The organism is Achromobacter sp. Marseille-Q4954, assembly GCF_943737025.1.
Taxonomy (GTDB): domain Bacteria; phylum Pseudomonadota; class Gammaproteobacteria; order Burkholderiales; family Burkholderiaceae_B; genus Achromobacter; species Achromobacter bronchisepticus_A.
In genome coordinates this window covers 2003562-2027857 of sequence record NZ_CALSFQ010000001.1, presented here as the reverse complement: position 1 = coordinate 2027857, position 24296 = coordinate 2003562, and the positions used below count along the sequence as shown (strand labels likewise).

The window sequence follows — 24296 nt, the reverse complement described above, 5'->3', positions numbered from 1 at the left end:
GCGTCGATAAGCCCGAGGGAATCGGAAGGGAAGGCCGTAGGCCTGGACGACGATGACGACGGGGTAGTCCGGAGCGAAGGCTCCGGACCGCAATCGTTGCCCCGCGCCCGGCAGGCCACTGCCGCGTCGTGCGTCTCAAGAACTCAAAACAGACGTAGCAACAACATCACTGCCGATGATAAACCTCGGCCCCCTTCTTAACGAACTCGATGGACTTCTCCTCCATCCCCTTCTGCAACGCGTCCTTCTCGCTAACCCCCTGAGCCGCCGCATAATCCCGCACGTCCTGGGTGATCTTCATCGAGCAGAAATGCGGTCCGCACATGGAGCAGAAGTGCGCCACCTTCATCGAATCCTTCGGCAGCGTCTCGTCGTGGAATTCCTTCGCCGTGTCCGGATCCAGCCCCAGGTTGAACTGGTCGTCCCAGCGGAATTCGAAGCGCGCCTTGGACAGCGCGTTGTCGCGGATCGCCGCGCCCGGATGGCCCTTGGCCAGGTCTGCCGCGTGGGCCGCGATCTTGTACGTGATGATGCCGTCCTTCACGTCCTTCTTGTTCGGCAGGCCCAGGTGTTCCTTCGGCGTCACATAACAGAGCATCGCCGTGCCGTACCAGCCGATCAGCGCCGCGCCGATGCCGGAAGTGATGTGGTCGTAGCCGGGAGCGATGTCGGTGGTCAGGGGGCCCAGCGTGTAGAACGGCGCCTCGTGGCAATGTTCCAGTTGCAGCTCCATGTTTTCCTTGATCATCTGCATCGGCACGTGGCCCGGGCCTTCGATCATGACCTGTACGTCATGCTTCCAGGCCACCTGCGTCAGCTCGCCCAGGGTCTTCAACTCGGCGAATTGCGCTTCGTCGTTGGCGTCGTAGCCCGAGCCCGGACGCAGGCCGTCGCCCAGCGAGAAGCTGACGTCGTAGGCCTTCATGATTTCGCAGATTTCCTCGAAGCGCTCGTACAGGAAGCTCTCCTTGTGGTGTGCCAGGCACCACTTGGCCATGATCGAGCCGCCGCGCGAGACGATGCCGGTCATGCGGTCGGCCGTCATCGGAATGAACGGCAGGCGCACGCCCGCGTGGATCGTGAAATAGTCCACGCCCTGTTCGGCCTGTTCGATCAGCGTGTCGCGGAAGATCTCCCAGGTCAGGTCCTCGGCCTTGCCGTCGACCTTCTCCAGCGCCTGGTAGATCGGCACGGTGCCGATCGGCACGGGCGAGTTGCGGATGATCCATTCGCGCGTTTCGTGGATGTGCTTGCCGGTGGACAGATCCATGACCGTGTCGCCGCCCCAGCGGATCGCCCAGGTCATCTTTTCCACTTCCTCGCCGATGCCGGAGCTGACGGCGGAGTTGCCGATGTTGGCGTTGATCTTCACCAGGAAGTTGCGGCCGATGGCCATCGGCTCCACTTCAGGGTGGTTGATGTTGGCGGGGATGATGGCGCGGCCGCGCGCGATCTCGTCGCGCACGAACTCGGGCGTGATGGCCGCGGGAATGGAGGCGCCAAAGGACTGGCCCGGGTGCTGGCGCAGCAGGCGCTTGACCATCTTCTCGCCGTCGGGGCCGCTGTCGCGCAGCGTCTGCAGGTAGTGTTCGCGGCGCAGGCTCTCGCGGATCGCCACGTATTCCATTTCCGGCGTGATGATGCCGCGGCGCGCGTAATGCATCTGCGAAACGTTGGCGCCTGACTTGGCGCGGCGCGGCGGACGCTGCAGGTCAAAGCGCATGGCCGTCAGCTTGGGGTCGGTCAGGCGTTCCTTGCCATAGTCGCTGGTCGGACCCGACAGCACTTCCGTGTCGCCGCGCTCTTCGATCCAGGCGCGGCGCAGTTCGGGCAGGCCGCGGCGGATGTCGATCTTGGCTTCGGGGTCGGTGTAGGGGCCGCTGCAGTCGTAGACGGTGAGCGGCGGATTCTTCTCGCCGCCGAACATCGTCGGCGTATCGTCCTGCTCGATCTCGCGGAATGGCACGCGGATGTCGGGGCGCGAGCCCACTTCATACACGCGGCGGGATTTGGGCAGCGGTGCGACGGCCGCCGCGTCGACTTCGGCGGTAGCGGCCAGGAATTTGGGATTGGCGTTCATGGAAAGCTCCAAGCGAGTGGTTGGAGCCGATCGGGAAGGAATTCCCGCCGCGCGCGCAAAGACGCATGGCGGGAATACGGCTCCCAGCATCGGCATTATCCGTACTGGTACGAAGGGACTCTCTCAACACGTCCCGCCATGTAGGCGGGACGAGTACCCCTGCGCGAAAGCGAAGTATAGAGGCTGCCGCGCGTTCCGACGAATCGCGTGGCTGCTGCGCCGTGTCAGCCGGAGCAGGCGGCAGCTGGTATTACCGCTTTACAATTGGATTCAGACTGGGGCGACACTGTCATTCAGGTTCGGTACACTTTTCCAGTGCCGGGGATGGAGTGCATCGCCTGGTCTTAGTCCACATTAAGAAGGAAACGAGCATGCAACTGACCCTACGCAAATTGGCGCCCGCCCTGGTAGTCGTGACGTTGGCGCTAGCGGGTTGCAAGACCGCCCCGACTAAGACGTCTGGCGATACCGCCACGCCGCAAGCAGGCCAAGAGGCCGCCAAGCCCGCCGCCGCCGCGGCCTCAGTGGACTTCTACCTGGCGCAGAAGCAGCCCGGCGCCGGCATGCGCGAAATCAACCTGCCCGACGGCAAGCTCTACATGCAGACGGTGCCCGTCCTGACGCGCGCAGATCTCACCGACGCCGCCGCGCTGGTCGACCGCCAGGGCCAGAACTTCGTCGGCCTGCGCTTCTCGGAAGCCGGCGCGCGCAAGCTCAATGACGTCAGCACGAAGAACGTCGGCAACATGCTGGCGCTCGTGATCGACCAGGAACTGGTCGCCGCCCCGCTCATCGGCGAACCGCTGAACCGCGGCGTGCTGGCCTTCGGTGTGGCCTCGGCCCAGGCCGCCTCGGAAATCGCCGCCAAGATCCGCGGCGACGCCGCCGTGCCGCCGGCTGGCGGTGCTGCTCCGGGTCCCGCTGCCAAGCCCTGAGCGAGGCTAGCGGCGAAAAGCCCGGCAATGCCGGGCTTTTTTACGTCCGCGCACGATGCGCGGGAGGAGGATTGATGAGGGCTTGGCGTCTTTTGCGCGGCCCCGTGTGCCTAACGGTGCAAGGCGCGTAGCGCGATCTCAGGCTCGTTGGCCACGACTTTCAGCAGAGCGGCAGCCGGTCCGGTAGGGACCCGGCGCTTTTGCTCCCAGTTTTGCAAGGTGCGAACGCTGACCTGCAACGCCGCCGCAAACTCAGCTTGAGACAGCTTGGTCTGTTCGCGCACCTGCTTCACGTCCAGAGGATCGAGCGTGGATATCCTCGAAGGACGCGTCTCACCCTTGCGTATCGCTGCCGCTTCTTTGAGGCTTGTCTTCAAATCGGCAAGTAACTGCTTGTCCATTTCACAAGTCCTTTACCAGCGCCCGCAGTTCAGAAAGTTCCGCTGCGCTCAGGTTGTCCCGCACGCTCTTTGGGTAGGCCAACAGCATCAGAATCTGGTCTTCATCGGTGAGCCAGTAGTAGATCACCCGTATCCCACCGCTCTTGCCGGTTCCCGGCCGCATGCGGGATCCTCCAGCAACATCGCTGCAATTCTCGATAGCCATCATCCGGCAGCAGGGAGGTGATTTGCCGGGTAAAGACGCTGGTTTCTATGAAAACCATGATTGGTTTGTACGCCAATGGCGTAGTCGAAGTTGCACGTAATACCGCAAGCGGCGGCGCGAAAAATCGCCGACCACTGTACGTGCTTTATCGAGAGGCAGGGGAGCTACTGCGCGATTTCTGTCACTGGGATGCGCTTGGCGGACGTGAGCTTGCGCGAGGCCCGCAAAGGCTGCCCGCGATCAGCCCAGCTTGCGGCCGCGCGTTTTGGCGCCGCGGCGGATGAGGATGGTTTTTTCGATGTAGGCCTGTGTGATCGATTCAAGGATCACGCGGTCGTCGGCCGTGAGCGATTCGAACAGCGAAGGCGAAATATTCGGGAAGGGCCAGGGCGCCATCGGACGCGGCCGACCGCCGGGGCGCGGTACGGGTTCGGCCACGCCGGGCGCGGGCAGCGTGTTGCTGAGGTCGTAGCCTTCCACGGGAAGTTCCAGCGGGCCCTTGCCGGTTTCCAGCCATTCGACCTCGACCTTCAGGACCTGTGCCAGCTTGCGGGCCGAGCGGCTTGAGTGCCGCAGGCCGCTTTCGTAGCTGCCGATGGCGCTTTGCGAAATGCGCGCCAGACGAGCGAGGTCTTTCTGCGTGTGGCCACGCAGCAGGCGCGCATGCTTCAGTCGGTCTGAGAATGTTTTCACACCGGCGATTGAAGCTTGCTGGTCACGCGCTTTGGTGGTTATAAATATTACTTAAGTGATATTTATCAAAGGTGAGCGCATGGAGCAACGAGGCAGCGTCTTCGTCGTACGGCTCGACGCAAGGGCGGACGAGAATTTCGCCGAGGCTTTGCGTCTGTTGCGTTGGCAGGTCCGCGTGTTCGATTCGTCCGCTGCCGTATTGGAACACTTGCAGGCGCAGGGCGCTGATGCCCTGGTACTTTTGGGAGGTACTCAGGGAGTGCCAAGCCTCATTGCCATGCTGCGCCGGGCGGCGCCCGCTATGGCGGTGCTGTGGCAGGCCGCAGATGTCGACGCGTCCGATCGCATCGCCGCGCTGGATGCGGGCGCGGACGTCTGTACCGCTGCGGGTATGGACGCGTTGGAATGGGATGCCCTGCTGCGCAATCTGTACCGGCGCGCGCCGTCCACCGCCTTGCCTTGGAGGCTAGACCCGCACGCCGGCGCGCTGGCGGGGCCGGCTGGCGAGTTTCTGCCGTTGACGGTCACCGAGCGCGCTTTTTTTGTCCGCTTGTTGAGCGCGCCGGGCTATTGCCTGCGCCGCGAATGCTTTTTCCCTGCCGGTAAGCGCAAAGCCCTGGATGGGGCGCGGCGGGTTGACGTGCTCTTGTCGCGGCTGCGCAGCAAGGCGCGCCGCCTCAATATCGACTTGCCCGTGCTCGCGGTGCGGGGGTGGGGCTACATCCTGCTGCCCCAAGGCGCAGCAAGCATGCAGGGTCTTAGAGCACTACCAGGTTATCCCGATGCATGAGCTCGGGTTCGGTCATGCTGCCCAGAATGCGCGCGATCTGCGACGAAGGCTGGCGCAGGATGCGGCGAGTGTCGGCCGATGAGTAGTTGATCAGGCCGCGGGCGCATTCGCGGCCCTGGCCATCCACGCAGGCGACCACGTCGCCGCGGCCGAACTCGCCTTCCACCTCGGTCACGCCGATGGGCAGGAGGCTCTTGCCCTCGCGCAGCAGCGCCTGCACGGCGCCGTCATCCAGCACCACGCGTCCGCGCAGGCGCAGGTGATCGGCCAGCCACTGCTTGCGCGCGGACCACACGGGCAGCACGGCGCGCAGTTCGCTGCCGATGCACTCGCCCTGGGCCAGGCGCGTGAGCACGTTGCGCTCGCGGCCCGACGCGATGACGGTATGCGCGCCGCTATGCGCCGCGCGCTTGGCCGCCAACACCTTGGTCAGCATGCCGCCCGTGCCGATGCCGCTGCCCGCGCCGCCAGCCATGGCTTCCAGCGCGGGGTCGCCAGCCTGGGCGTGCGACATGAACTTGGCGTCAGGGTTCTTGCGCGGATCGGAGTCGTACAGGCCGCGTTGATCGGTCAGGATGATCAGCGTGTCGGCTTCGATCAGATTGGTGACCAGCGCGCCCAGGGTGTCGTTGTCGCCCAGCCGGATTTCGTCGGTGACGACCGTGTCGTTCTCGTTCACGATCGGCACCACGCCCAGGCGCAGCAGCGCGAACAGCGTGCTGCGGGCGTTCAGGTAGCGGTGGCGGTCGGCCAGGTCTTCGTGCGTCAGCAGGATCTGGGCGGTGCGCAGGCCGTATTCGGCGAAGGCCGCCTCGTAGGCCTGGCACAGGCCCATCTGGCCCACGGCCGCGGCCGCCTGCAGTTCGTGCATCACCGATGGGCGCTTGCGCCAGCCCAGGCGCGCCATGCCTTCGGCGATGGCGCCGCTGGAGACCAGCACGATCTGCTTGCCCTGCTTGTGCAGGGCGGCGATCTGCGCGGCCCAGTGCGCCACGGCGGCGCGGTCCAGGCCTCGGCCTTCGTTGGTGACCAGCGACGAGCCGACTTTGGCGACGAGACGCTGGGCGTTGGTGACGACGGAAACGACAGGTGTTTCAGCAGACATGATGGCGGCCGGCTGCGGCGAGAAAAAGGCGTAATCGTAAGGACTGCGATTATGGCTTATTCGTCATCGCCGCGCGGCGCGGGGCGCTGGTCGGCGGTCGAGCGCTTGTCGTCGAAGCGCGGGTCCGGCGCGACATAGTTCTCTTCGGCCTGGTCTTGCGACAGGTGTTCCTTTTCGCGCTCGGCGTCCAGGTAGTCCTGCAGCGCGTAGATCAGGTCTTGCGTGCCTTCGCCCGACAGGCCGGAAATACCGAACACCGGACCCTTCCAGTCGTAGAGTTCAAGGAAGCGGCGCTTGGTGTCCTCGGGGTCGGGCACCATGTCCAGCTTGTTCAGGACCAGCCAGCGCGGCTTGGCGGCCAGTTCCGGATCGTAGCGGCGCAGTTCCTCGACGATGGCGCGCGCGTCGACCACGGCCTGCTCGACGGGATCCGCGTCCGGGTCGGGCGTGGACACGTCCACCAGGTGCAGCAGCACGCGGGTGCGCGCCAGGTGGCGCAGGAACAGGTGGCCCAGGCCGGCGCCTTCGGAGGCGCCTTCGATCAGGCCGGGAATGTCGGCCACGACGAAGCTGCGCGACGGCGAGGTGCGCACCACGCCCAGGTTGGGGTGCAGCGTGGTGAAGGGGTAGTCCGCGATCTTCGGCTTGGCATTGGAAATGCGCGTGATCAGCGTGGACTTGCCGGCGTTGGGCAGGCCCAGCAGGCCCACGTCCGCCAGCACCTTCAGTTCCATGCGCAGGTAGCGGTGCTCGCCTTCCTTGCCGGGCGTCCATTGGCGGGGCGCGCGGTTGACGCTGGACTTGAAGTGGATATTGCCCATGCCGCCCTGGCCGCCGGCGGCCAGCACGACTTTTTGTTCGTGCTGGTTCAGGTCGAACAGGACTTCGCCGGTGTCGGCGTCATGGATGATGGTACCCACCGGCACGCGCAGCGTGATGTCCGGCGCGGCCGCGCCGTACTGGTCCGAGCCGCGGCCGTTTTCGCCGTTCTTGGCGCGGTGCAGGCGGGCGTAGCGGTAGTCGATCAGCGTGTTGATGTTGCGGTCGGCCACCGCGAAGATGGTGCCGCCGCGTCCGCCGTCGCCGCCGTCCGGGCCGCCTCTGGGAATGAACTTTTCGCGGCGAAAGCTCGCCACGCCATTGCCGCCTTTGCCGGCGACGACTTCGATGGTGGCTTCGTCTACGAATTTCATGATGTCCGCGCGTGTAGTGGTAAGGAGTAGGGCGGGGCCGTCATTCGGCGCCGCCGGGAGGCAGGGGCCGGAACCGTCCGGCTGCTGCCCGAAATCTGGAAAAGCTTAAAACAAAAAAGCCCTGCCGCATGCGACAGGGCTTTTGCCGTTCTGGAACGCGGCGAACCGCGTTGCTGACCGTGCTGGTCCGATTACTCGGCAGCGACGATCGAAACGGTCTGCTTGTTCAACGCGCCCTTGAAGCCGAATTGAACCTTGCCGTCGATCAGCGCGAACAGGGTGTGATCCTTGCCCATGCCGACGTTCACGCCAGCGTGGAAGCGCGTGCCGCGCTGACGCACGATGATCGAACCAGCGGGAATCAATTCGCCGCCGAATGCCTTGACGCCCAGACGCTTCGATTCTGAGTCGCGTCCGTTCCGCGTAGAGCCGCCGCCCTTTTTCTGTGCCATGTTTAGCTCCTGCTAAGTGGTACCGAGTCGCTTCTTAAGCCGTGATGGCTTCGATGCGGATTTCGGTGTAGTTCTGACGGTGGCCCTGACGCTTCTGGTAGTGCTTGCGACGGCGCATCTTGAAGATCTTGACCTTGTCGTGGCGGCCTTGCGCAAGAACCGTTGCCTTGACCACGGCGCCGGAGACGAGGGGCGTGCCAACTTTCAGTTGGTCGCCTTCGCCCACGGACAGCACTTGGTCCAGGGTGATTTCTTGCCCAATGTCTGCCGGTATCTGTTCTATCTTGAGTTTTTCGCCAGCGGCAACGCGATACTGCTTGCCACCGGTTTTTACGACCGCGTACATGGGGGATTCCTTAAATAGGTAAATGGGTCCATCTGCGCTGCCTGCCCTGCTGGGCGGGATTGCCGCTCTGGCGGGGCGCTTTCTTCTCCTGGCGCCAGAGCCTGGCGGAAGAAAAAAGGCCTTGATGCCTGGGAAAGTGGAACCTCCCCGGCACCCAGAGGGGTGACGCAAATGCAACCGACGTAATTCGGGCATTGCTGACCGAATCCGGAATATTAGCCCGGGACTTTCAGAAAGTCAAAAAGCTGTTGCAGGCTAAGGGCTTAGGTGTCGCATGCGCGCTTCAAGCGCCGAGGATCACCCGCAGAGCGATGTCCCGCGCCACCCGCTGAATCCCGTCGATCACGTCGCGGCGGTGGGCTTCGTCCAGCCGGTCGGTGGGGATGGAGGTGCTGACGGCTACCCGCTTGCCCAGCGGCGTCATGCCCACGTAGGCGGCATAGCAGACCAGGCCGGTCGCCACTTCCTCCAGATCCTGCGCGAGGCCCGTGCTGCGCACCTGTTCCAGTTCCTGGTCGAGCGCGGCGCGGGTGGCGAGACTGCGTTCGGTGACGCGCGGCAGCGTATCCGGTACGCGGGCGGCCAGGTCTTCGGGCGGCAGGCTGGCCAGCAACGCCTTGCCCAGCGCGCAGGCGTGCGCCGGCAGGCGCAGGCCCAGGTCCGACACCAGCCGCACGGGGCGGCGCGCGTCCTCGCGGGCCAGGTAGACCACGTCGAAGCCATCCAGCGTCGCCAGTTGCACCACTTCGTTGTGCCGCGCCACGAAAGCGCCCGCGGCCGCCTGGAATGCCGCTTGCAGCCCGTCCTGGCGCAGATAGGCATGGCCCAGCGCCATCAGTTCGATGCCGATGACATAGCCGCCATCCCGGCGCTCGATCCAGCGGCGCTGTTCCAGGCAATCCAGCAGCAGATAGAGCGTGCTGCGGGCGAGCTGGCAGGATTCGGCCAGTTCCGATGCCTTGACCGGCGTGTTGCGGCCGGCCAGCACTTGCAGGATGTCGTGCGTGCGGCGGATGGCGGGGACGTCGTGTACGGTAGCCATGCTCTATTTGTCCAATATATTGGACATAAATTCATGATGTTGGACATGATAATGGAAGTCTCCTAGACTGCCCCACACATCATTCGAACAAGGCGAGGAGACTCATGGACCAAGCAAAGGCGCTGCCCGTCGATCTGGAACAGGCGTTGCTGGTGGGGCGGGTGTGGCGGCCGGGGCATGGCCCCTGCGTCGTGGCGGTGCGCCGCGGCGAAGTGATCGACATCACGGCGGCCGCGTCCACCATGGCGGACCTGCTGGACCGTCCCGACCGCGTGGCGCTCGCGGCCAGCGCCGCCGGCGAGTCGCTGGGCGACGTGCATGCCCTGATGGCAGCCAGCCTGGCAGGCCAGGAGGGCTTGCGCCTGCTGGCGCCTTGCGACCTGCAGCCCGTCAAGGCGGCAGGCGTCACCTTCGCCATCAGCCTGCTGGAACGCATGATCGAGGAAGAGGCCGGCGGCGATGCCAGCCGCGCCGAGGAAATCCGTGTCCGCATGCAGGCGCTGATCGGCTCGGACCTGTCCCGCCTGCGGCCGGGCTCGCCCGAAGCGGCCAAACTGAAGGCTGAACTGGCCGAGCGCGGCCAGTGGTCGCAATACCTGGAGGTGGGGATCGGCCCGGACGCCGAGGTTTTCTCCAAGGCGCCGCCCATGGCGTCGGTGGGGACGGGCGCGCAAATCGGCGTATTGCCCGAATCCCGCTGGAACAATCCCGAACCCGAGATCGTGCTGGCGGTGGACAGCCGCGGCGAAATCGTCGGCGCCACGCTGGGCAACGACGTCAACCTGCGCGACATCGAAGGCCGCAGCGCCTTGCTGCTGACCAAGGCCAAGGACAACAACGGCTCCTGCGCCATCGGTCCCTTCATTCGCCTGTTCGACGGCGGCTTCAGCCTGGACAGCGTGCGTCAAGCGGATGTGTCCCTGCGCATCGAGGGCCTGGATGGCTTCGTGCTGGACGGCGTGAGCCACATGCGCGAGATCAGCCGCGATCCGCCGGACCTGGTGCGCCAGGCTTGCGGCAAGCATCACCAGTATCCAGACGGCTTCATGCTGTTCCTGGGCACCATGTTCTCGCCCACCCAGGACCGCATGGGCCCGGGCACCGGCTTCACCCACAAGCTGGGCGACCGCGTCGTGATCGCGTCCGAGCGCCTGGGCGCGCTGGTCAACGAAGTGCGGCTGGCCACCGAGATCGAACCCTGGACCTTCGGGGTGCGCGCGCTCTATGCCAATCTGGCCGGGCGCGGCCTGTTGCGGCAAGGGACCTGAGCCGTCGCCAGACGGCGCTGGGCAGGGAGGGCGCGCCGGGCGCCGTTCCTGTCGGCGATTCCGCCAGGATGACGGCTCGCGGTCCGTCACTCCCCGTATAATCCTTGGTCGAATCCTCCCGCCGTCTGCGGCGGGCCCAGCGGTAAGAGCCGGCGCGCGTTCGCGCCGCGGCTCGTTTCACTCTCCCGGATACGTCTTGAATCTCCCCGAGCTTGTTGCCCCCATTGCAGACGATATGAAAGCCGTCGACGCGGTCATCCGCGAGCGGCTGAATTCCGAAGTGGTCCTGATCCGCACGATCGGCGACTACATCATAGGCGCGGGCGGCAAGCGCATGCGCCCGGCCATGGTGCTGATGGTGGCGCGCGCGCTGGGCTACGAGGGCACGCACCACCAACTGCTGGCCGCCGTGGTCGAGTTCATCCACACCGCGACCCTGCTGCACGACGACGTGGTCGATGAATCCGACCTGCGCCGCGGCCGCGAAACCGCCAACGCGGTGTTCGGCAACGCCGCCAGCGTGCTGGTGGGCGACTACCTGTATTCGCGCTCCTTCGAGATGATGGTGGAAGCGAACTCGATGCGCGTCATGAGCATCCTGTCCGAAGCCACCACGGTGATCGCCGAGGGCGAGGTGCTGCAGCTGCTGAACGTGCACGACCCGGACGTCTCGCAGGAACGCTATCTGCAAGTGGTGCGCTACAAGACCGCCAAGCTGTTCGAGGCCGCCGCCCAGGTGGGCGCCGTGCTGGCGGGCGCCACCCCCGAGCAGGAAGCCGCCGCGGCCGCCTACGGCCGCCACGTCGGCACCGCCTTCCAGCTGGTGGACGACGTGCTGGACTACAGCGGCGACGCCGCCGCCCTGGGCAAGAACGTGGGCGACGACCTGCGCGAGGGCAAGCCCACGCTGCCGCTGATCCGCGTGATGGAAGTGGGCACCCCGGAACAGCAGCAACTGATTCGCGACGCGATCAAGACCGGCGACGCCGACTTCGCCGCCGTGGCCGCCGCCATCCAGGCGACGGACGCCCTGGAACATGCCCGCCAGGCCGCCGTGGCCGAGGCGGATCTGGCCCGAAAAGCACTTTCTGCTTATCCCATTTCCCCTTTTCAAAAATCTCTGTTAGAATTCTGCGCTTTCGCGGTGAACAGAGATCGCTAAGCGAATTAGGCGAAAAATCTGGGGAAACCCGGTGGCCTGAAACGTGGCGGTTGATGAAAGCGAAAGATGATTTGGTTGCACTGAGCGCAGCGAAGTCAGTAGTAGTAGTAGTAGTAGTAAGACTCGGGGCGTAGCTCAGCCTGGTAGAGTACTGCGTTCGGGACGCAGGAGTCGGAGGTTCGAATCCTCTCGCCCCGACCACTCATGTGGTCGAATTCATGAAGGTGTTTCCCGACGCCTTTGGCTGAAAGCCGGTATCGCGCAAGCGTTGCCGGCTTTTTTGCGTCTGCGCGCCGCTTGTCCTGACGCGATCCGCGATTGCGGACCCGGTCCGGCATTGCGCCGTCCTATCCTTCAGGCAAGAAAAATCCAGGTTCGCTCCGCAAGCGCGTTCCTGCGCTTGCGGCATATCAAAATAAAAAATCGAAAGTTCTCTGGACACGCGTTCCTTGATACCTTATTGTTCGGATCATAATTAGATATGTCCGGTCAATTAAATTTGAGGAACGACAATGAAGATGGGTACGCGAGGGGCAATCATCACGGCGGGCCTGCTGATGGCAGTGGCGGCGCAGGCGCAAACCTTGAAGCTTGGCGTGGTGGGAGGCATGACGGGACCTGGCGCGCCGTGGGGGCTGGCCATCGACGGCGGCGTCAAGGTCGCGGCCGAAGAGGTCAACCAGGCTGGCGGCCTGGCGGTCAACGGCAAGAAGTACAAGGTCGAGGTCGTGACCTACGACGACCATTACAAGGCGGCCGATGCCGTCACCGCCGCCAACCGTCTGATCGATCAGGACGAAGTCAAATTCATCATCGGACCCATCGGTTCCGCCTCGGTGATGGCAATGAAGCCCATCACCGAGCGCAACAAGGTCGTGTTGCTGTCCAACAGCTATTCGACGGAAATCCTGGACGCGAACACGCGCTACATGTTCCGCGTGCTGCCCACGACCTACGAATACAACAGCCAATTGATCGGCTGGCTGAAGACGAATCAGCCGGAGCTCAAGCGTCTGGCGATCCTGTCTCCCAACGACGCTACTGGCTGGAGTACCCAGAAGACGCAGAAGAAGGCCTACGAGGACGCGGGCTATACCGTGGCCGAGGCGAAGTTCTTCGAGCGTTCGCAGAACGATTTCCGCACGCTGCTGACCAGCATCCTGGCCAAGAACGTCGACTTCATCGAACTCGACACCGTCCCGCCGGGTCCGGCCGGCATCGTCATCCGGCAGGCGCGCGAGATGGGATTCAAGGGGCGCTTCACCAAGTTCGGCGGCAACAATGTGGCCGAGACCGTGAAGTCCGCCGGCGCGGAGAATGCCGAGGGTACGCTGGTCTATCTGTCGGCGGATCCCACAAGCGCGCCCTATGCGCGCCTGAGCGCGGCGTATGCCAAGTTCCATGGCAACAGCATGGATGACTTCGCTTTCTACTTCTATGACGCCACGCGCCTGCTGTTCAAGGCGATCGCCGAGGCAGGCAGCGTGGACGACACCACCGCCGTCGTGAAGAAGATCGAGGCCAGTCCGAGTTTCGACGGCATTCAGGGCAGCATCGTGTGGGGCGGCAAGGACGTCTACGGAGTCAACCACCAGATCGCCACGCCTGCCTACCTGGGAATCATCAAGGGCGGCAAGGCCGAGGTCATAGGCAAGTTCGACGCCCGCTGAGTACGGCATAGTCCCGCGCCGGAATGGCGCGGGGCCACGACCATAACGGCATACCAACATGCAAATTACCTTGCAGATAGTCATCATCGCGTTGATGTCGACGTTCGTCTACGCGCTCGTGGCACTGGGATTCACTCTGGTGTTCGGCATCCTGCGTGTCGTCAATTTTGCGCACGGCGAGTTCTACATGCTGGGCGCCTATGCGATGTTCATTTTCTACGGCACGCTGTCCTGGCCGTACCTGCCTTCCCTGGCGGCCGCCGCGTTGGCGGTGGGCGCGCTTGGACTGTTGGTCGAGCGCGGCCTGTTCCGCCGGCTGGCCGGCGACGAAATGGGCGGGATGATCATGTCGCTCGCCCTGGCCATCACGCTGCAGGCGGCGATGTCGCTGGTGTTCTCGGTGGACGAGCAATCGGTGCGCCGCCCGGTGGAGGGAGCGTGGCAGGTCGGCCCGGCCTTCTTCGCCAAGGATCAGTTGCTGATCGTGGGCGTGAGCGTGCTCGCCCTGGCCGCGTTCTACTACCTGATCGAACGCACGCGGCTGGGCATCACCATCCGCGCGGTCGCGCAGGACCGCGAGGTCGCGCGGCTGCAGGGCGTGAGTTCCTGGAAGATCATGGCCTTCACCTTCGCGCTGAGCTGCGGCCTGGCCGGCCTGTCCGGCGCGCTGATGGCGCCGGTCTACACCGTGCATCCGTATATGGGCGAGGCCGTCGTGGTCAAGGCCTTCATCATCGTGGTGCTTGGCGGCCTGGGGAGTCTGCCCGGGGCCGTGGTGGCGTCGCTGATCCTCAGTTTCACCGAGGCGATCGCGTCCACTTTCTATAACGCGACGGTCGCGGCCATGGTGTCGTTCCTGATCGTCATGGCAGTGCTGCTGGTCAAACCCAGCGGCCTGATGGGCAAATCATCATGAGCGTATCGCGATCCTTCGCGCTGTACCGCAAGGACGGGCGCTGGCAGTGGCTGCTGCACGGCCTGGCCGTCCTGTTGCTGTTGTGGTGGCCTGTGTGGGCCGGGCAGCCGCGCTTCTATCTACATCTGGCCATCATGGTCGCGATCTACGCGGCGTTGGCCATGAGCATGAACCTGCTGTTGCGCATCGGCCAGCTGTCCCTTGCGCATGGCGCGCTTTTCGGACTAGGCGCCTACGTCTCCGCGATTCTGAGCCGCGACTACGGCTTCTCCTTTCCTGTCGCCTTTCTGGGCGCTGGCATCGTGACCGCGCTGCTCGCCGGGCTGGTGGGGCCAGTGTTCATGCGGATCAAGGGCGTGCACTTCGCCCTGCTGACCTTCGCCTTGGGCGAGGCTGTCGTGCTGTGCTTCATCGAGTTCCATGGCCTGTTCGGCGGCAATAACGGCTTTGGCGATATCCCGCCCATGTCGGCCAGCCTGCCTCTGCCTGAAGGGCGATACGGCGCCTATCTGGTGGCGGTGTGCTTCGCCCTGCTGGTTTACTTCGGGCTGCGCCTGCTGTACCGGCGCGAGTGGGGCATGATTGCCGCATCGCTGCAGCAGAACGAAGCCTTGGTCGTATCCGGCGGCCTCAACGTACTCAGCTTCCGCGTCAGCGTCTTCGTCCTCAGCGCCGCCATCACAGGCCTTGCGGGGAGCCTCTATGCCCACTATCAAGGCTACATTTCACCGGACGCCTTCGGCTTCTGGACCGCCGTCAACGCCGTCATCATGAACGTGCTGGGCGGGGTCGGCGCCCTGGTCGGGGCCGTGATCGGCGCGATGCTGCTGGTGCCGCTGCCCGAACTGCTGCGGGGGCTGCAGCAGTATCAGCGGCTCATCTACGGCCTGACCCTGATCCTGCTGCTGCTCTTCATGCCGCAAGGCTTGACCGCGCTGGCGCGCTCCGTGATGGCGCGCGCGCAGGCCGGACGTGGAGGCCAGCCATGACGGCGCAACTCAGCGTGGCAGGCCTGAGCCGGTTCTATGGCGGCATCCGCGCCGTCGACGACGTGTCCTTTGCCACGGTGCCTGGGCAGATAACCGGCGTGATCGGCCCCAATGGCGCCGGCAAGACCACCTTGTTCAACCTGATCGCAGGATCGGCGCGACCGTCCGCTGGCACGGTGCGCATGAATGGTGAACTCCTTACGGGTACGCCGGCAGCCGCCGTGGCCAGGAAGGGGCTGGTCAGGACCTTCCAGTCCACCAACGTATTCGCGGGGCATAGCGTTTACGAGAATCTGTACCGAGCGGCCTTGTTCCGCCAGTTTCCGTCGCCGCCGTCGCTGTTCAATCCCTGGGGCTTGCGGCGCGGCCGCCAGCAGGCGGCGCGCATGACCGGGCAGGCGCTCGAACTGATCGGCCTGACGGCCCTGGCCGATGCGCAGGCGGGTTCATTGGCGTATGGCTTGCAGAAGATCCTGGGCGTGGGCATGGCGTTGACCGCGATGCCGGCCATGCTGTTGATGGACGAACCCGCGGCGGGCCTGAATCCCGTCGAGACCGTGGCGATGGCGGACCTGATCGAACGCATACATGGCACCGGCATCGACGTGGTCGTGGTCGAACACGACATGGGCCTGGTCATGAGGCTCTGCCAGCGCCTGGTGGTGCTGGTCAACGGCAGGCTGCTGGCCGAGGGCGAACGGGACCAGGTGCAGCGAGACCCCAGGGTGATCGAAGCCTATTTGGGAGCGGACCTTGACGATGCTTGAAGTCGACCGCCTGTCGGTCAGTTACGGTGCGGTTCTGGCCCTGGACCAGGTGTCGTTCAGCGTGGACGCCGGCACGGTATGCGCGGTGATCGGCGCGAACGGCGCGGGGAAGTCCACGCTGATGAAAGCCATCATCGGGCTGGTTCCGGTGCGCGGCGGCGAAATCCGCCTGCAGGGTACGGCGGTCCAGGCGCTAGGCACGGAGAAGCGCGTGGCCCTGGGCCTGGCCTTGTCGCCGGAGGGCCGGCGGCTGTTCCCGGAACTCAGCGTGCGCGAGAACCTGATGATGGGCGCGTACTTGCGGCACGACCGTGCGGGCATCCAGGCGGACATCGCCCGCGTCTACGCGTATTTCCCCAGGCTGAAGGAGCGCGAGCGCAGCCAGGGCAGGCACCTGTCCGGCGGCGAGCAGCAGATGGCGGCCATCGGCCGCGCGTTGATGTCGCGCCCTCGGCTATTGCTGTTGGACGAGCCTTCCCTGGGCCTGGCGCCGGCGGTGACGTTGGAGATGGCCCGCGCAATCCGGCAGATCAGCCAGGACGGCACCACCATCATCCTGGTCGAGCAGAACGCGAGGCTTGCGCTCAAGCTATCCCACCATGCGGTCGTGCTGGAAACCGGACGTCTGGTCCTGTCGGGCGACAGCATGTCGATTTTGAATAACCCCCAGGTGGCGGCGGCATACCTGGGGCACGGAGCAGAGACTATTCATCATGCCTAACATCTATCAGGTTGCCATGTTCAATGCCGAGCGGCATCCCGGCAAGACGGCGGTGTCTGACGACGGGCGGCAATTGACCTTCGCGCAGCTATGCGAGCGAGCGCGGGCGCTGGCGCATCATCTGGCCGGCCTGGGCGTGGCGCACGGCGACCGGGTGGCCGTGATGACGGGCAACTCCATCGACTACCTGGCGTTGTTGCATGCGACCGCGGTGGGCGGCTTTGCGCTGGTTCCGGTCAATACCCGTTACGGCTTGGCGGAATTGAAGCACCTGGTGCGCGACGCCGAGCCCAAGGTCTGCCTGTACGATGCCGCGCACCAGCCGCTGGTGGATGCGCTGCGGCAGGACCCGGAATTGCCGGCCCAGCCGCTCTGGTTGGATGCACTGCCTGCCGATCTGCCCGACTCTCCCGCCGCCGATCCGGTCGCGCGCCGATTCGGTTCGGTGCAGGACGACGACGTCGCCATCATTATGTACACGTCGGGCACCACCTCCACCCCCAAGGGAGCCATGCTGACGCATGGCAACCTGTCGGCCAACGCGGTCAACTACATCATGGAGCTGGGCATAGATTCGGAGGCGCATTCGCTGCTGGCAACGCCGCTGTTTCACATCGGCGGCTTCGGTGTCGTCAACGGCCCGATCCTGTATGCCGGCGGCAGCCTGCATATCGTGCCGCGCTTCGATGCCGACGCGGTGATGCAGGCCTTGCTGCGACGCCAGCCTACGCACCTGTTCCTGCTGTCGGCGATGTGGGTGGGGCTGACCGACCATCCCGGCTTCGGCGCGCACCGCCTGCCGTCGGTGACCTTCGTGCAGACGGCCGCCGCGCCCTTGGGCGAGTGGCGCCAGGCGCTGATCCGCAGCGTGTTTCCGAACGCCGAATTCAGCTGGGGCTTCGGCATGACGGAAAGCTGCGTCACGACCATCAAGAACCGCTACACCCGCGAGATCCTGGATCATCCGGGGTCCATCGGCTACCTTTGGCGGCATGTGCAGTACCGCCTGGTGAGCGCCGACGGCGACGTATTGGAGGACCAGCGCGGCCCTGGCGAACTGCAGGTCAGAGGCCCCACGGTATTCAAGGGCTACTGGAAGCAGCCGGAACTGACCGCGCAGATGCTGGACGGCGAGGGCTGGCTGCACACGGGCGACTTGATTCGCATCGACGGCGACGGCTTTGCGCATTTTCTGGGGCGCAGCAAGGACATGATCAAGACGGGCGGCGAGAACGTCGCGGCGCTTGAGGTCGAGAATTGCCTGAACGGCCATACCGACGTGCGCGAGGCCGCCGCATTCGGGCTGCCGCATGAATACTGGGGCGAGGAGCTGGTGGCGGCGGTGGTGCCGGCAGCCGGGCGCACGCCCGACGTGACCGACCTGCGCGAGCATTGTCGCAATCAGCTATCGGGCTTCAAGGTGCCCAAGCGCATTTTTATCGTCGACTCCTTGCCGCAGTCGTCTTCGGGCAAGGTGCAGAAGTTCCGCCTGCGGGAGCAATTCCTATCATGACCGCATCCAATACGCTCAATCTGTTCGATCCCGCCGTGCTGGCGGCCTGGACGCGCCTGGCATCGGCCGATGCCTTCGTCGCCCGCCAGTCGGTGCTGGCCGACCTGCGGCTGGGCCTGCGCAATACCGACAGCGGCGAGACCCTCTGGCTGGCCGTCACGGAGGCCGGCGTGCGAGGCGGCCCCGGCCTGGACGGCGTGGCCTTCCATCTGGAAGGCGCCCAGGACGCCTTTGACGACCTGGGCCGGGGCTTTCCCTTCAACCGCCTGGTGCGCCAGCACCGCTTGACGGTATGCGGAGACCTGCGCCGCTGCGTGCAGAACTGGCTGTTGCTCTACGCCTTGACCCGACTGACCGCGAACCTGGAGCTCTGACCATGCCTTACGTTGTGACCGCCGATGGCGTGCGCGCCTACTACGATCATGCGGGGGCAGGGCCGGCCCTCGTGATGGTGCATGGCGCGAGCCAGTGCAGTCTGTCGTGGAAGTACGTGGTCGACATGTTTGCGCAGCATTACAGCGTCTACGTATTGGACCTGCCCGGCCATGGCAAGAGCGGCCTGCCCGCGGGCGGCCCGAACAACGCCACGCCAGACAACGCGCGCTACGTGCTGCAGTTCCTGGATGCCTTGGGGATAGCCCAGGCCGTGCTGATGGGGCATTCCATGGGCGGCGGCATCGTGGCACAGGCGGCGGCGTTCGCGCCCGAGCGGGTGCGCGGACTGGTCCTGGTGGATGGCGCCTCGGTCAATGTGGTGAAGTCGTCGGGCTACAACCCGCACATTCTCAGCATGGCCCGCATCAATCCGGGCGACTGGTTCGAGGTGACGTTCCGCACGCTGATGGGCAGCGCGGCCGAGCCCGGCCGCGTCGACGACATCATCTGCGACGCGCGCCGCTGCAATCCGGCGGTCGCTTACGCCGACATCTGCGCGTTCGGCGGCTTTCGCATGGAGCAGATATTGAACGCCATACGCTGCCCGGTGGTGATCGTCGAAGGCCTGGAGGATTGGTCGGTGCCGCCCGAATCCGCGCGAGAAGTGGCGCGGCAGCTGCGCGCTGCCAGCGTCCCGGTGGAATATATAGAATGGAGCGACGTCGGGCATTTTCCCCAAAGCGAGTGCCCGGAACCCTTTTATCAGGACACGCGCGCCGCCATGGCCCGCCTGTCTCTATAGACCGACCTCAGTATGACCGACAAAACGCAGACTCCGGCTGCCAAGCCCTCGCTCTACCAGAGCATCAGCGACCATCTGCTGGAGATGATCCGCGACGGGCAGTTTCCGGTGGGCGCCAAGCTGCCCACCGAGATGGAGCTGTGCGACATGTTTGGCGTGGGTCGTCACACGGCGCGGGAAGCGGTGCGCAAGCTCACCGATCTGGGCGTGGTCGAACGCCGCCGCCGCGCCGGGACCACCGTGGTGCGCCAGCACCCCAAGCCGCAGTTCGGGCTGGAGCTGGAAACGACGGACCAGTTGCAGCGATATCTGGAGTTCACCGACCTGCACGTGTACAAGCGCGTCATGAATTTGACCAAACTGCCGCGGGAAACAGAGCTGGAAGGCGAGCCGTCGGAGTGGTTCAAGGTGGAGACCTATCGCTGCGTGCCGGGCACCAAGCGGGCCATTTCCTGGACCGACATCTACCTGCGTAACGAATACGCCGCAGTGGCCGATTTCATTTCCTCCAAGCCGGGGGGCGTCTATCCGTTGCTGGAAGAGCACTGCGGCGAGGTGGTGGAGGTGATCGAGATGGAAATCTCGGCTTCGCGTTTTCCGCCGCGCGTGGCACGCTTCCTGGAGTACGAAACCGTGGATCCCGCCTTGCTCATCATCCGCTCGTTCCGCAACCCCGCGGGCAAGCTGCTGGAGGTCGCGGTCAGCTTCTATCCCCCTTACGAATTCCGCTATGTCACCCGGCTGTCGCGCAGCGAAGGGAAGCACAAGGCACGAAGTTGATCACTCATAACGCGCAAGAGGAAGTCGCAATGCAGAACAAGTATGGCAAGAGTGTCACGGTCGAGATCGACGGGACGCAGGCCGTGGTGCGGTTCGACCGTGGCGTCAATCGCAACGCGCTCGACCAGGACACGCTGCTGGCGCTGACTCAGGTCGCACGGGACCTGGCGGAGTCCCTGACGATCCATGCCGTGGTCCTGACCGGCGCGGCGGACATATTTTCGGCGGGCATCGATCTGAAGGATCCGCAGAAATGGCAGGAGAACGATACGCAGCTGCTGGCCCGGCGCGACATCGCGCAGCGCGGCGCGCGTCTGTGCCGCCTGTGGGAAGAACTGCCGCAGCTGACCGTCGCGGCCATCGAGGGAGCCGCAGTCGGGGGCTCGGTGGCGTTGGCGCTGGCCTGCGATTGGCGCGTGGCGGCAGAGAACTCCATTTTTTACCTGCCTGAAGCCAAGGTGGGATTGAACATGGGCTGGGGCGCAATCCCGCGCATGGTCAATCTGATCGGCGCGCCGCGCACCAAGCGCGCCATTTTGCTGGCCGAGCGCCTGGGCATGGCGCAGGCCCTGGAATGGGGCCTGATCGATGAAATCGCGCCGCAGGGTGGGGCGCTCGCCCAGGCGCAGGCGCTGGCCGGGCGCGCGAACCAGACGCCGCCCGCGATCCTGCGCATGACCAAGGAGTCCGTCAATCTGCACGCTGGCGCGCTGAATCGACTGGGCATCTACATGGATGCGGACCAGGCTCTGGTCTGCCGCGACAGCCAGGAAGGCCAGCGCGCGCGCGAGGGATTCCTGACGAAGTGAGTTCCTGCGCCCTTGCTCGCAGCAAGGGCGCAGTCATCCCGCCGTCATTCGGCCTCTCTAGACTGCCATCTTTTTTGAACAGGCAGCAGAGATGACGAAGGACAGCAAGCACGGCCAGGGTGATACGCAGATCGTGGAGCAGACGGCGGATGCCCTGCCGCAGGCGCCCGACAACCGGCGGCGCAGCCTGTTGCGTGCCGGCCTGGGCGTGACGCTGCTGCCCATGGGCGGCAGTTTCCTGCTCAGCGGCTGCAATGGCGGCAGCGATGACGACGACGATGACGGCAATGGCGGCAATGATGGCGACGGCGGTACCGGCAAGCCCCAACCGGCCCTGGTGTCGAGTTTCGCGCTCGCGGTGCTGCCGGACACGCAGTTCTATTCGCGCTACGCCACCGACGCCGAAAACCAGCAGTTCATGCGCAAGTACGGCAGCGAGCCCTACCAGGCGCAGACGCGCTGGGTGGCCGAGCACGCCAAGGCGCTCAATATTCCGTTCCTGGTCCATCTGGGCGACGTGGTCGACCAGCAGGGCAAACCCGACCAGTGGAAGGTGGCCAGCGCCGCGATGAAGGTGCTGGAAGACGCCAAGGTGCCGTACTCGATCCTGGCGGGCAACCACGACGTGATCGTGGACCGCGACTATGTGGACGAGAGCAGCCAGTCGGCCAACACCGACGCGCATCGCGACCTGGCCAAGGAACCCTACCTGCAGCACTTCAGCGTCACGCGCGCCAAGCAGCAGGCCACCTTCGGCGGCCGCGACGCCAGCGGTTTTCACGAGTACCACGTATTCGAGGCCGAAGGGCAGAAGTTCCTGGTGCTGTCGCTGTCCTGGCGCGCGTCGAACGACGCCCTGGCCTGGGCCAACCAGGTGCTGCGCGCCAATCCCACTCTGCCCGCCATCCTGATCAACCACCAGCTGCTGAACATCGACAAGGATGGCGTCAGCCCGCTGGAAGTTCCTTACGGCAAGATGCTGTGGGACAAGCTGATCCGCGACAACGATCAGATCTTCATGACGCTCAACGGCCACTACCACGGCGCCACTCGCCTGACCAAGACCAATGCCTACGGCCACGCGGTGGAGGAAATGGTGGTGGATTACCAGATGGCCTATCAGGGCGGCAACGGCCTGATGCGGCTATACGAATTCGATTTGGGCAACAACGAGATCCGGGTGCTGTCGTTCTCGCCCTGGGTGCCGCAAAAGCCCAAGGACACGCTCAACGCGTTCGACCAGGCGGTGCTGACCACGCCCAACGAGCAGTTCACCATCAAGATGGACTTCGCCAGCCGCTTCTCCGGCTTCAACAAGACGTTCAAGGCCGCGGCTCCCTCGCACACCTCGCTGGTGGAACAGGCCACGGCGCTGATCCTGGCCAACTACACGGATCCCGCGACCGTCGAACAGAAGCCGGCCGCCGACAGCAATGACTATCCGCTGGTGGCGGGGACGCTGGCGCATTGGCGTTTCTTTGGCGGCAAGGCCGGCCTGCCCGTCAAGGTGGGTGAAACTGTCGCGGATCTGACCGGGCTGAATCCGATCCGCCGCGCGGCGCTCAACATCGACGGCGTGGCGGGCGCGCAGGAAGGCGACCTGGTCTGGTCGGACGATCATCACTACCTGTCCGCCGCGCCCGGTTCGGTGCGCTTCCTGAACACCGACAAGAACACCGCGCGCATGAGCTACTTCACCACTGAAGCCGCCGCGGCGATCAACAGCGCCACGGTGCCCAACGGCTACACGGTCGAGGCGTTCCTGAAGATAGACCGGGACTGGAGCGCGCAGAAGCACGCCTGGATGAACGTGATGACGCGCGACGGCAAGCGCGGCGACCTGGCGGGATTCAATGGCGGCGATCCGGAATCTCCGCCCCTGATCTTCGCCGTGTCCAGTCTGCGCGAGATCCAGTGGGAAATCGTGCCGGTCGTGGCCGGCGAGCGCGGCGGCAAGACCAATTGGTCGGGTGAGATCATTGCGGACAAATGGTTCCACGTCGCGGTGGTCAACGACGCCGACACGCACGAGACCATTCTGTACATCGAGGGCGCGCCGGTATTGCGCAATGTCAGCAATGCCCCCGGCCTGGCGACGTTGGCCGCCGACATGCCCTGGGTGATCGGCGCGGGTTCGTGGGACGGCGAGCGCGCCGACGGCTTCTTCGGCAGCATTGGCGAGATACGCATCGTGGACAAGGCGCTCAAGCCCGCGCAGTGGCTGACCGCGCGCCGCGTCGGCTAGCCTTGCATGCGGGGCGCGCGCCACGCGTCCCGCATGCGCTCAGCGCGGCGCCGCCGCGTCTGCAGCCTCGGCCCGCAGGCACTCGATCAGATCCCGCATCCGCGGCGACAAGTCCAGGCTGTTGTGCCGCACGATGCCCAGCGGGCCGAACACGGGCGGCAGTTCTATATCCAGGATGGCGATTTCGCGGCCGCCGGCGGCGTGCCGTGCGACGCAGCGGGGCAGCAGCGACAGCAGGTCGCTGTTGGCCATCAACATCATGTTGTTCAGGGCCGACGCTGATTCGATGCGTGAAGGCGGGCACAGGCCATGGCGCTGCAACAGCATGTCCAGGCCGATGCGCGCCGGGCTGCCGCGCGGCGGCATGACCCACGGATAGGCCGCCAGTTGCGCCCAGGAAACCTGGGCCACATCCATCAGCGGATGTCCGCTGCGCGCGCACACGCACATCGGCTCTTCGTACAGCACTTGCGTCAGGGTGTCAGGCGTGCGGGCGGCGGCCCCCATGCGCGCGACCAGCAAGTCCAGTTTGCGGGTGTGCAGGTCCGGCATCAACGCTTCCAGTGAACCCTCGCGCACCAGCACATTGACGTTGGCCGTCTGCTGCTCGAAACGCAGCAGCGCGCGCGGCACCAGGTAAGCCGCTGCCGCCGAGTTGACGCCGACATGGATGGTTTCCACGTCGAGGTCGGGCGCGGCGGACCATTCGCCGCTCATGCGTTCCAGGTCGCCCAGCACCCAGCGCGCATGGCGGATCAGGGAGTCGCCGTGGGGCGTGGGGAAGGTGCCTTTGGGCGTGCGGTCGAACAGCCGCGCGCCGAGCATGTCCTCCAGTTCCGCGATCATGCGCGACACGGCGGGCTGGGTGGTGGCCATGCGTTGCGCCGCCATGCCAACGTTGTGGACTTCGTCCAGCAACAGCATGAGCTGTAGATGGCGCAGGCGCAGCCGGCCGCGCAGATACCAGCCTGGCTGCAGGGGAGCAGCGGAGTCGGGAGGGCTCATCTCTACATATCAACTCTGATATGGAAAGTGAA

At 65.1% G+C, this 24296-nt stretch carries 25 protein-coding genes and 1 tRNA gene; 16 read left to right on the top strand and 10 right to left on the bottom strand.

The features are described from left to right. Positions 1-166: 166 nt before the first annotated feature. Positions 167-2080: a phosphomethylpyrimidine synthase ThiC gene (gene thiC / locus NGK62_RS09470; RefSeq protein ID WP_059378166.1), complete on the bottom strand. Its 1914-nt coding sequence runs from the start codon at positions 2078-2080 to the stop codon at positions 167-169. 371 nt (positions 2081-2451) lie between these two features. On the opposite strand from thiC, the gene NGK62_RS09465 reads away from it, so the two are divergent. Continuing rightward, a complete protein-coding gene (locus NGK62_RS09465; RefSeq protein WP_251878190.1) occupies positions 2452-3015 on the top strand; it encodes a SecDF P1 head subdomain-containing protein in 564 nt (187 codons plus the stop codon). A gap of 110 nt (positions 3016-3125) precedes the next feature. Here the strand turns inward: NGK62_RS09465 and nadS are convergent, their stop codons facing one another. The 3 genes from nadS to NGK62_RS09450 all read right to left on the bottom strand — a co-directional run bounded on the left by nadS (position 3126) and on the right by NGK62_RS09450 (position 4314). Beyond that, positions 3126-3416 carry a NadS family protein gene (gene nadS, locus NGK62_RS09460; RefSeq protein ID WP_251878188.1) on the bottom strand — a complete coding sequence of 97 codons (291 nt, stop codon included), beginning with the start codon at positions 3414-3416 and terminating at the stop codon, positions 3126-3128. A 1-nt stretch (position 3417) separates the two neighbouring features. Beyond that, positions 3418-3579, bottom strand: coding sequence for a type II toxin-antitoxin system RelE/ParE family toxin (locus NGK62_RS32415; protein ID WP_251878186.1), 162 nt, complete (start codon positions 3577-3579; stop codon positions 3418-3420). A 282-nt stretch (positions 3580-3861) separates the two neighbouring features. Next, positions 3862-4314: a helix-turn-helix domain-containing protein gene (locus NGK62_RS09450; RefSeq protein WP_059378162.1), complete on the bottom strand. Its 453-nt coding sequence runs from the start codon at positions 4312-4314 to the stop codon at positions 3862-3864. A gap of 79 nt (positions 4315-4393) precedes the next feature. Between NGK62_RS09450 and NGK62_RS09445 the strand changes: the two genes are divergently transcribed. Further along, positions 4394-5104, top strand: a complete 711-nt coding sequence (locus NGK62_RS09445; protein ID WP_118931596.1) for a response regulator transcription factor — start codon at positions 4394-4396, stop codon at positions 5102-5104. Here NGK62_RS09445 and proB read toward each other — a convergent pair. From proB to NGK62_RS09420, 5 genes are all read right to left on the bottom strand, one after another. After that, positions 5073-6209 carry a glutamate 5-kinase gene (gene proB / locus NGK62_RS09440; RefSeq protein ID WP_059378159.1) on the bottom strand — a complete coding sequence of 379 codons (1137 nt, stop codon included), beginning with the start codon at positions 6207-6209 and terminating at the stop codon, positions 5073-5075. The genes NGK62_RS09445 and proB overlap by 32 nt on opposite strands. Positions 6210-6265: 56 nt before the next feature. Further along, positions 6266-7402 carry a GTPase ObgE gene (gene obgE, locus NGK62_RS09435; RefSeq protein ID WP_059378158.1) on the bottom strand — a complete coding sequence of 379 codons (1137 nt, stop codon included), beginning with the start codon at positions 7400-7402 and terminating at the stop codon, positions 6266-6268. Positions 7403-7593: 191 nt separating this feature from the next. Continuing rightward, on the bottom strand, positions 7594-7854 hold the full coding sequence (gene rpmA, locus NGK62_RS09430; RefSeq protein WP_006216229.1) for a 50S ribosomal protein L27: 261 nt from the start codon (positions 7852-7854) through the stop codon (positions 7594-7596). A gap of 34 nt (positions 7855-7888) precedes the next feature. After that, positions 7889-8200 (bottom strand): 50S ribosomal protein L21, encoded by a 312-nt coding sequence (rplU, locus tag NGK62_RS09425; protein WP_006216228.1) that lies wholly within the window; start codon positions 8198-8200, stop codon positions 7889-7891. A 283-nt stretch (positions 8201-8483) separates the two neighbouring features. Then, entirely contained in the window at positions 8484-9242 is a 759-nt protein-coding gene (locus tag NGK62_RS09420) for an IclR family transcriptional regulator (RefSeq protein WP_251878184.1), read from the bottom strand. Between the two features lie 104 nt (positions 9243-9346). Here NGK62_RS09420 and NGK62_RS09415 point away from each other — a divergent pair, with 104 nt between their 5' ends. From NGK62_RS09415 to NGK62_RS09350, 14 genes are all read left to right on the top strand, one after another. Beyond that, positions 9347-10510: a fumarylacetoacetate hydrolase family protein gene (locus NGK62_RS09415; RefSeq protein WP_251878182.1), complete on the top strand. Its 1164-nt coding sequence runs from the start codon at positions 9347-9349 to the stop codon at positions 10508-10510. 196 nt (positions 10511-10706) lie between these two features. Then, positions 10707-11672, top strand: coding sequence for an octaprenyl diphosphate synthase (gene ispB, locus NGK62_RS09410; protein ID WP_054457702.1), 966 nt, complete (start codon positions 10707-10709; stop codon positions 11670-11672). Positions 11673-11796: 124 nt separating this feature from the next. Then, a tRNA-Pro gene (locus tag NGK62_RS09405) sits at positions 11797-11873 on the top strand. A gap of 311 nt (positions 11874-12184) precedes the next feature. Next, positions 12185-13342, top strand: coding sequence for an ABC transporter substrate-binding protein (locus NGK62_RS09400; protein ID WP_251878180.1), 1158 nt, complete (start codon positions 12185-12187; stop codon positions 13340-13342). Positions 13343-13400: 58 nt separating this feature from the next. Continuing rightward, positions 13401-14258 carry a branched-chain amino acid ABC transporter permease gene (locus NGK62_RS09395; RefSeq protein WP_251878178.1) on the top strand — a complete coding sequence of 286 codons (858 nt, stop codon included), beginning with the start codon at positions 13401-13403 and terminating at the stop codon, positions 14256-14258. Next, positions 14255-15247, top strand: a complete 993-nt coding sequence (locus NGK62_RS09390; RefSeq protein WP_251878176.1) for a branched-chain amino acid ABC transporter permease — start codon at positions 14255-14257, stop codon at positions 15245-15247. The genes NGK62_RS09395 and NGK62_RS09390 overlap by 4 nt, the downstream gene beginning before the upstream one ends. Further along, positions 15244-16014 (top strand): ABC transporter ATP-binding protein, encoded by a 771-nt coding sequence (locus tag NGK62_RS09385; RefSeq protein ID WP_251878174.1) that lies wholly within the window; start codon positions 15244-15246, stop codon positions 16012-16014. Before NGK62_RS09390 ends, NGK62_RS09385 begins: the two co-directional genes overlap by 4 nt. Further along, positions 16007-16735, top strand: coding sequence for an ABC transporter ATP-binding protein (locus NGK62_RS09380; RefSeq protein WP_251879552.1), 729 nt, complete (start codon positions 16007-16009; stop codon positions 16733-16735). The genes NGK62_RS09385 and NGK62_RS09380 overlap by 8 nt, the downstream gene beginning before the upstream one ends. Beyond that, positions 16728-18248 carry a class I adenylate-forming enzyme family protein gene (locus NGK62_RS09375; RefSeq protein WP_251878172.1) on the top strand — a complete coding sequence of 507 codons (1521 nt, stop codon included), beginning with the start codon at positions 16728-16730 and terminating at the stop codon, positions 18246-18248. The genes NGK62_RS09380 and NGK62_RS09375 overlap by 8 nt, the downstream gene beginning before the upstream one ends. Then, complete coding sequence (locus NGK62_RS09370; RefSeq protein ID WP_251878170.1) at positions 18245-18622, top strand: hypothetical protein; 378 nt, start codon at positions 18245-18247, stop codon at positions 18620-18622. Before NGK62_RS09375 ends, NGK62_RS09370 begins: the two co-directional genes overlap by 4 nt. A gap of 2 nt (positions 18623-18624) precedes the next feature. Then, a complete protein-coding gene (locus NGK62_RS09365) occupies positions 18625-19425 on the top strand; it encodes an alpha/beta fold hydrolase (RefSeq protein ID WP_251878168.1) in 801 nt (266 codons plus the stop codon). A 12-nt stretch (positions 19426-19437) separates the two neighbouring features. Then, positions 19438-20205: a GntR family transcriptional regulator gene (locus NGK62_RS09360; protein ID WP_251878166.1), complete on the top strand. Its 768-nt coding sequence runs from the start codon at positions 19438-19440 to the stop codon at positions 20203-20205. Between the two features lie 29 nt (positions 20206-20234). Beyond that, complete coding sequence (locus NGK62_RS09355) at positions 20235-21014, top strand: enoyl-CoA hydratase/isomerase family protein (protein WP_251878164.1); 780 nt, start codon at positions 20235-20237, stop codon at positions 21012-21014. Between the two features lie 91 nt (positions 21015-21105). Then, positions 21106-23259, top strand: coding sequence for a laminin G domain-containing metallophosphoesterase family protein (locus tag NGK62_RS09350; protein ID WP_251878162.1), 2154 nt, complete (start codon positions 21106-21108; stop codon positions 23257-23259). 39 nt (positions 23260-23298) lie between these two features. Here the strand turns inward: NGK62_RS09350 and NGK62_RS09345 are convergent, their stop codons facing one another. After that, positions 23299-24264, bottom strand: a complete 966-nt coding sequence (locus NGK62_RS09345) for a LysR family transcriptional regulator (protein WP_251878160.1) — start codon at positions 24262-24264, stop codon at positions 23299-23301. Between the last annotated feature and the right edge of the window lie 32 nt (positions 24265-24296).

Coding starts and splice junctions, on each gene's coding strand:
- thiC (WP_059378166.1), bottom strand. CDS start 2,080: ATGAACGCCAATCCCAAATTCCTGGCCGCTACCGCCGAAGTCGACGCG.
- NGK62_RS09465 (WP_251878190.1), top strand. CDS start 2,452: ATGCAACTGACCCTACGCAAATTGGCGCCCGCCCTGGTAGTCGTGACG.
- nadS (WP_251878188.1), bottom strand. CDS start 3,416: ATGGACAAGCAGTTACTTGCCGATTTGAAGACAAGCCTCAAAGAAGCG.
- NGK62_RS32415 (WP_251878186.1), bottom strand. CDS start 3,579: ATGCGGCCGGGAACCGGCAAGAGCGGTGGGATACGGGTGATCTACTAC.
- NGK62_RS09445 (WP_118931596.1), top strand. CDS start 4,394: ATGGAGCAACGAGGCAGCGTCTTCGTCGTACGGCTCGACGCAAGGGCG.
- proB (WP_059378159.1), bottom strand. CDS start 6,209: ATGTCTGCTGAAACACCTGTCGTTTCCGTCGTCACCAACGCCCAGCGT.
- obgE (WP_059378158.1), bottom strand. CDS start 7,402: ATGAAATTCGTAGACGAAGCCACCATCGAAGTCGTCGCCGGCAAAGGC.
- rpmA (WP_006216229.1), bottom strand. CDS start 7,854: ATGGCACAGAAAAAGGGCGGCGGCTCTACGCGGAACGGACGCGACTCA.
- rplU (WP_006216228.1), bottom strand. CDS start 8,200: ATGTACGCGGTCGTAAAAACCGGTGGCAAGCAGTATCGCGTTGCCGCT.
- NGK62_RS09420 (WP_251878184.1), bottom strand. CDS start 9,242: ATGGCTACCGTACACGACGTCCCCGCCATCCGCCGCACGCACGACATC.
- NGK62_RS09415 (WP_251878182.1), top strand. CDS start 9,347: ATGGACCAAGCAAAGGCGCTGCCCGTCGATCTGGAACAGGCGTTGCTG.
- NGK62_RS09400 (WP_251878180.1), top strand. CDS start 12,185: ATGAAGATGGGTACGCGAGGGGCAATCATCACGGCGGGCCTGCTGATG.
- NGK62_RS09395 (WP_251878178.1), top strand. CDS start 13,401: ATGCAAATTACCTTGCAGATAGTCATCATCGCGTTGATGTCGACGTTC.
- NGK62_RS09390 (WP_251878176.1), top strand. CDS start 14,255: ATGAGCGTATCGCGATCCTTCGCGCTGTACCGCAAGGACGGGCGCTGG.
- NGK62_RS09385 (WP_251878174.1), top strand. CDS start 15,244: ATGACGGCGCAACTCAGCGTGGCAGGCCTGAGCCGGTTCTATGGCGGC.
- NGK62_RS09380 (WP_251879552.1), top strand. CDS start 16,007: ATGCTTGAAGTCGACCGCCTGTCGGTCAGTTACGGTGCGGTTCTGGCC.
- NGK62_RS09375 (WP_251878172.1), top strand. CDS start 16,728: ATGCCTAACATCTATCAGGTTGCCATGTTCAATGCCGAGCGGCATCCC.
- NGK62_RS09370 (WP_251878170.1), top strand. CDS start 18,245: ATGACCGCATCCAATACGCTCAATCTGTTCGATCCCGCCGTGCTGGCG.
- NGK62_RS09365 (WP_251878168.1), top strand. CDS start 18,625: ATGCCTTACGTTGTGACCGCCGATGGCGTGCGCGCCTACTACGATCAT.
- NGK62_RS09360 (WP_251878166.1), top strand. CDS start 19,438: ATGACCGACAAAACGCAGACTCCGGCTGCCAAGCCCTCGCTCTACCAG.
- NGK62_RS09355 (WP_251878164.1), top strand. CDS start 20,235: ATGCAGAACAAGTATGGCAAGAGTGTCACGGTCGAGATCGACGGGACG.
- NGK62_RS09350 (WP_251878162.1), top strand. CDS start 21,106: ATGACGAAGGACAGCAAGCACGGCCAGGGTGATACGCAGATCGTGGAG.
- NGK62_RS09345 (WP_251878160.1), bottom strand. CDS start 24,264: ATGAGCCCTCCCGACTCCGCTGCTCCCCTGCAGCCAGGCTGGTATCTG.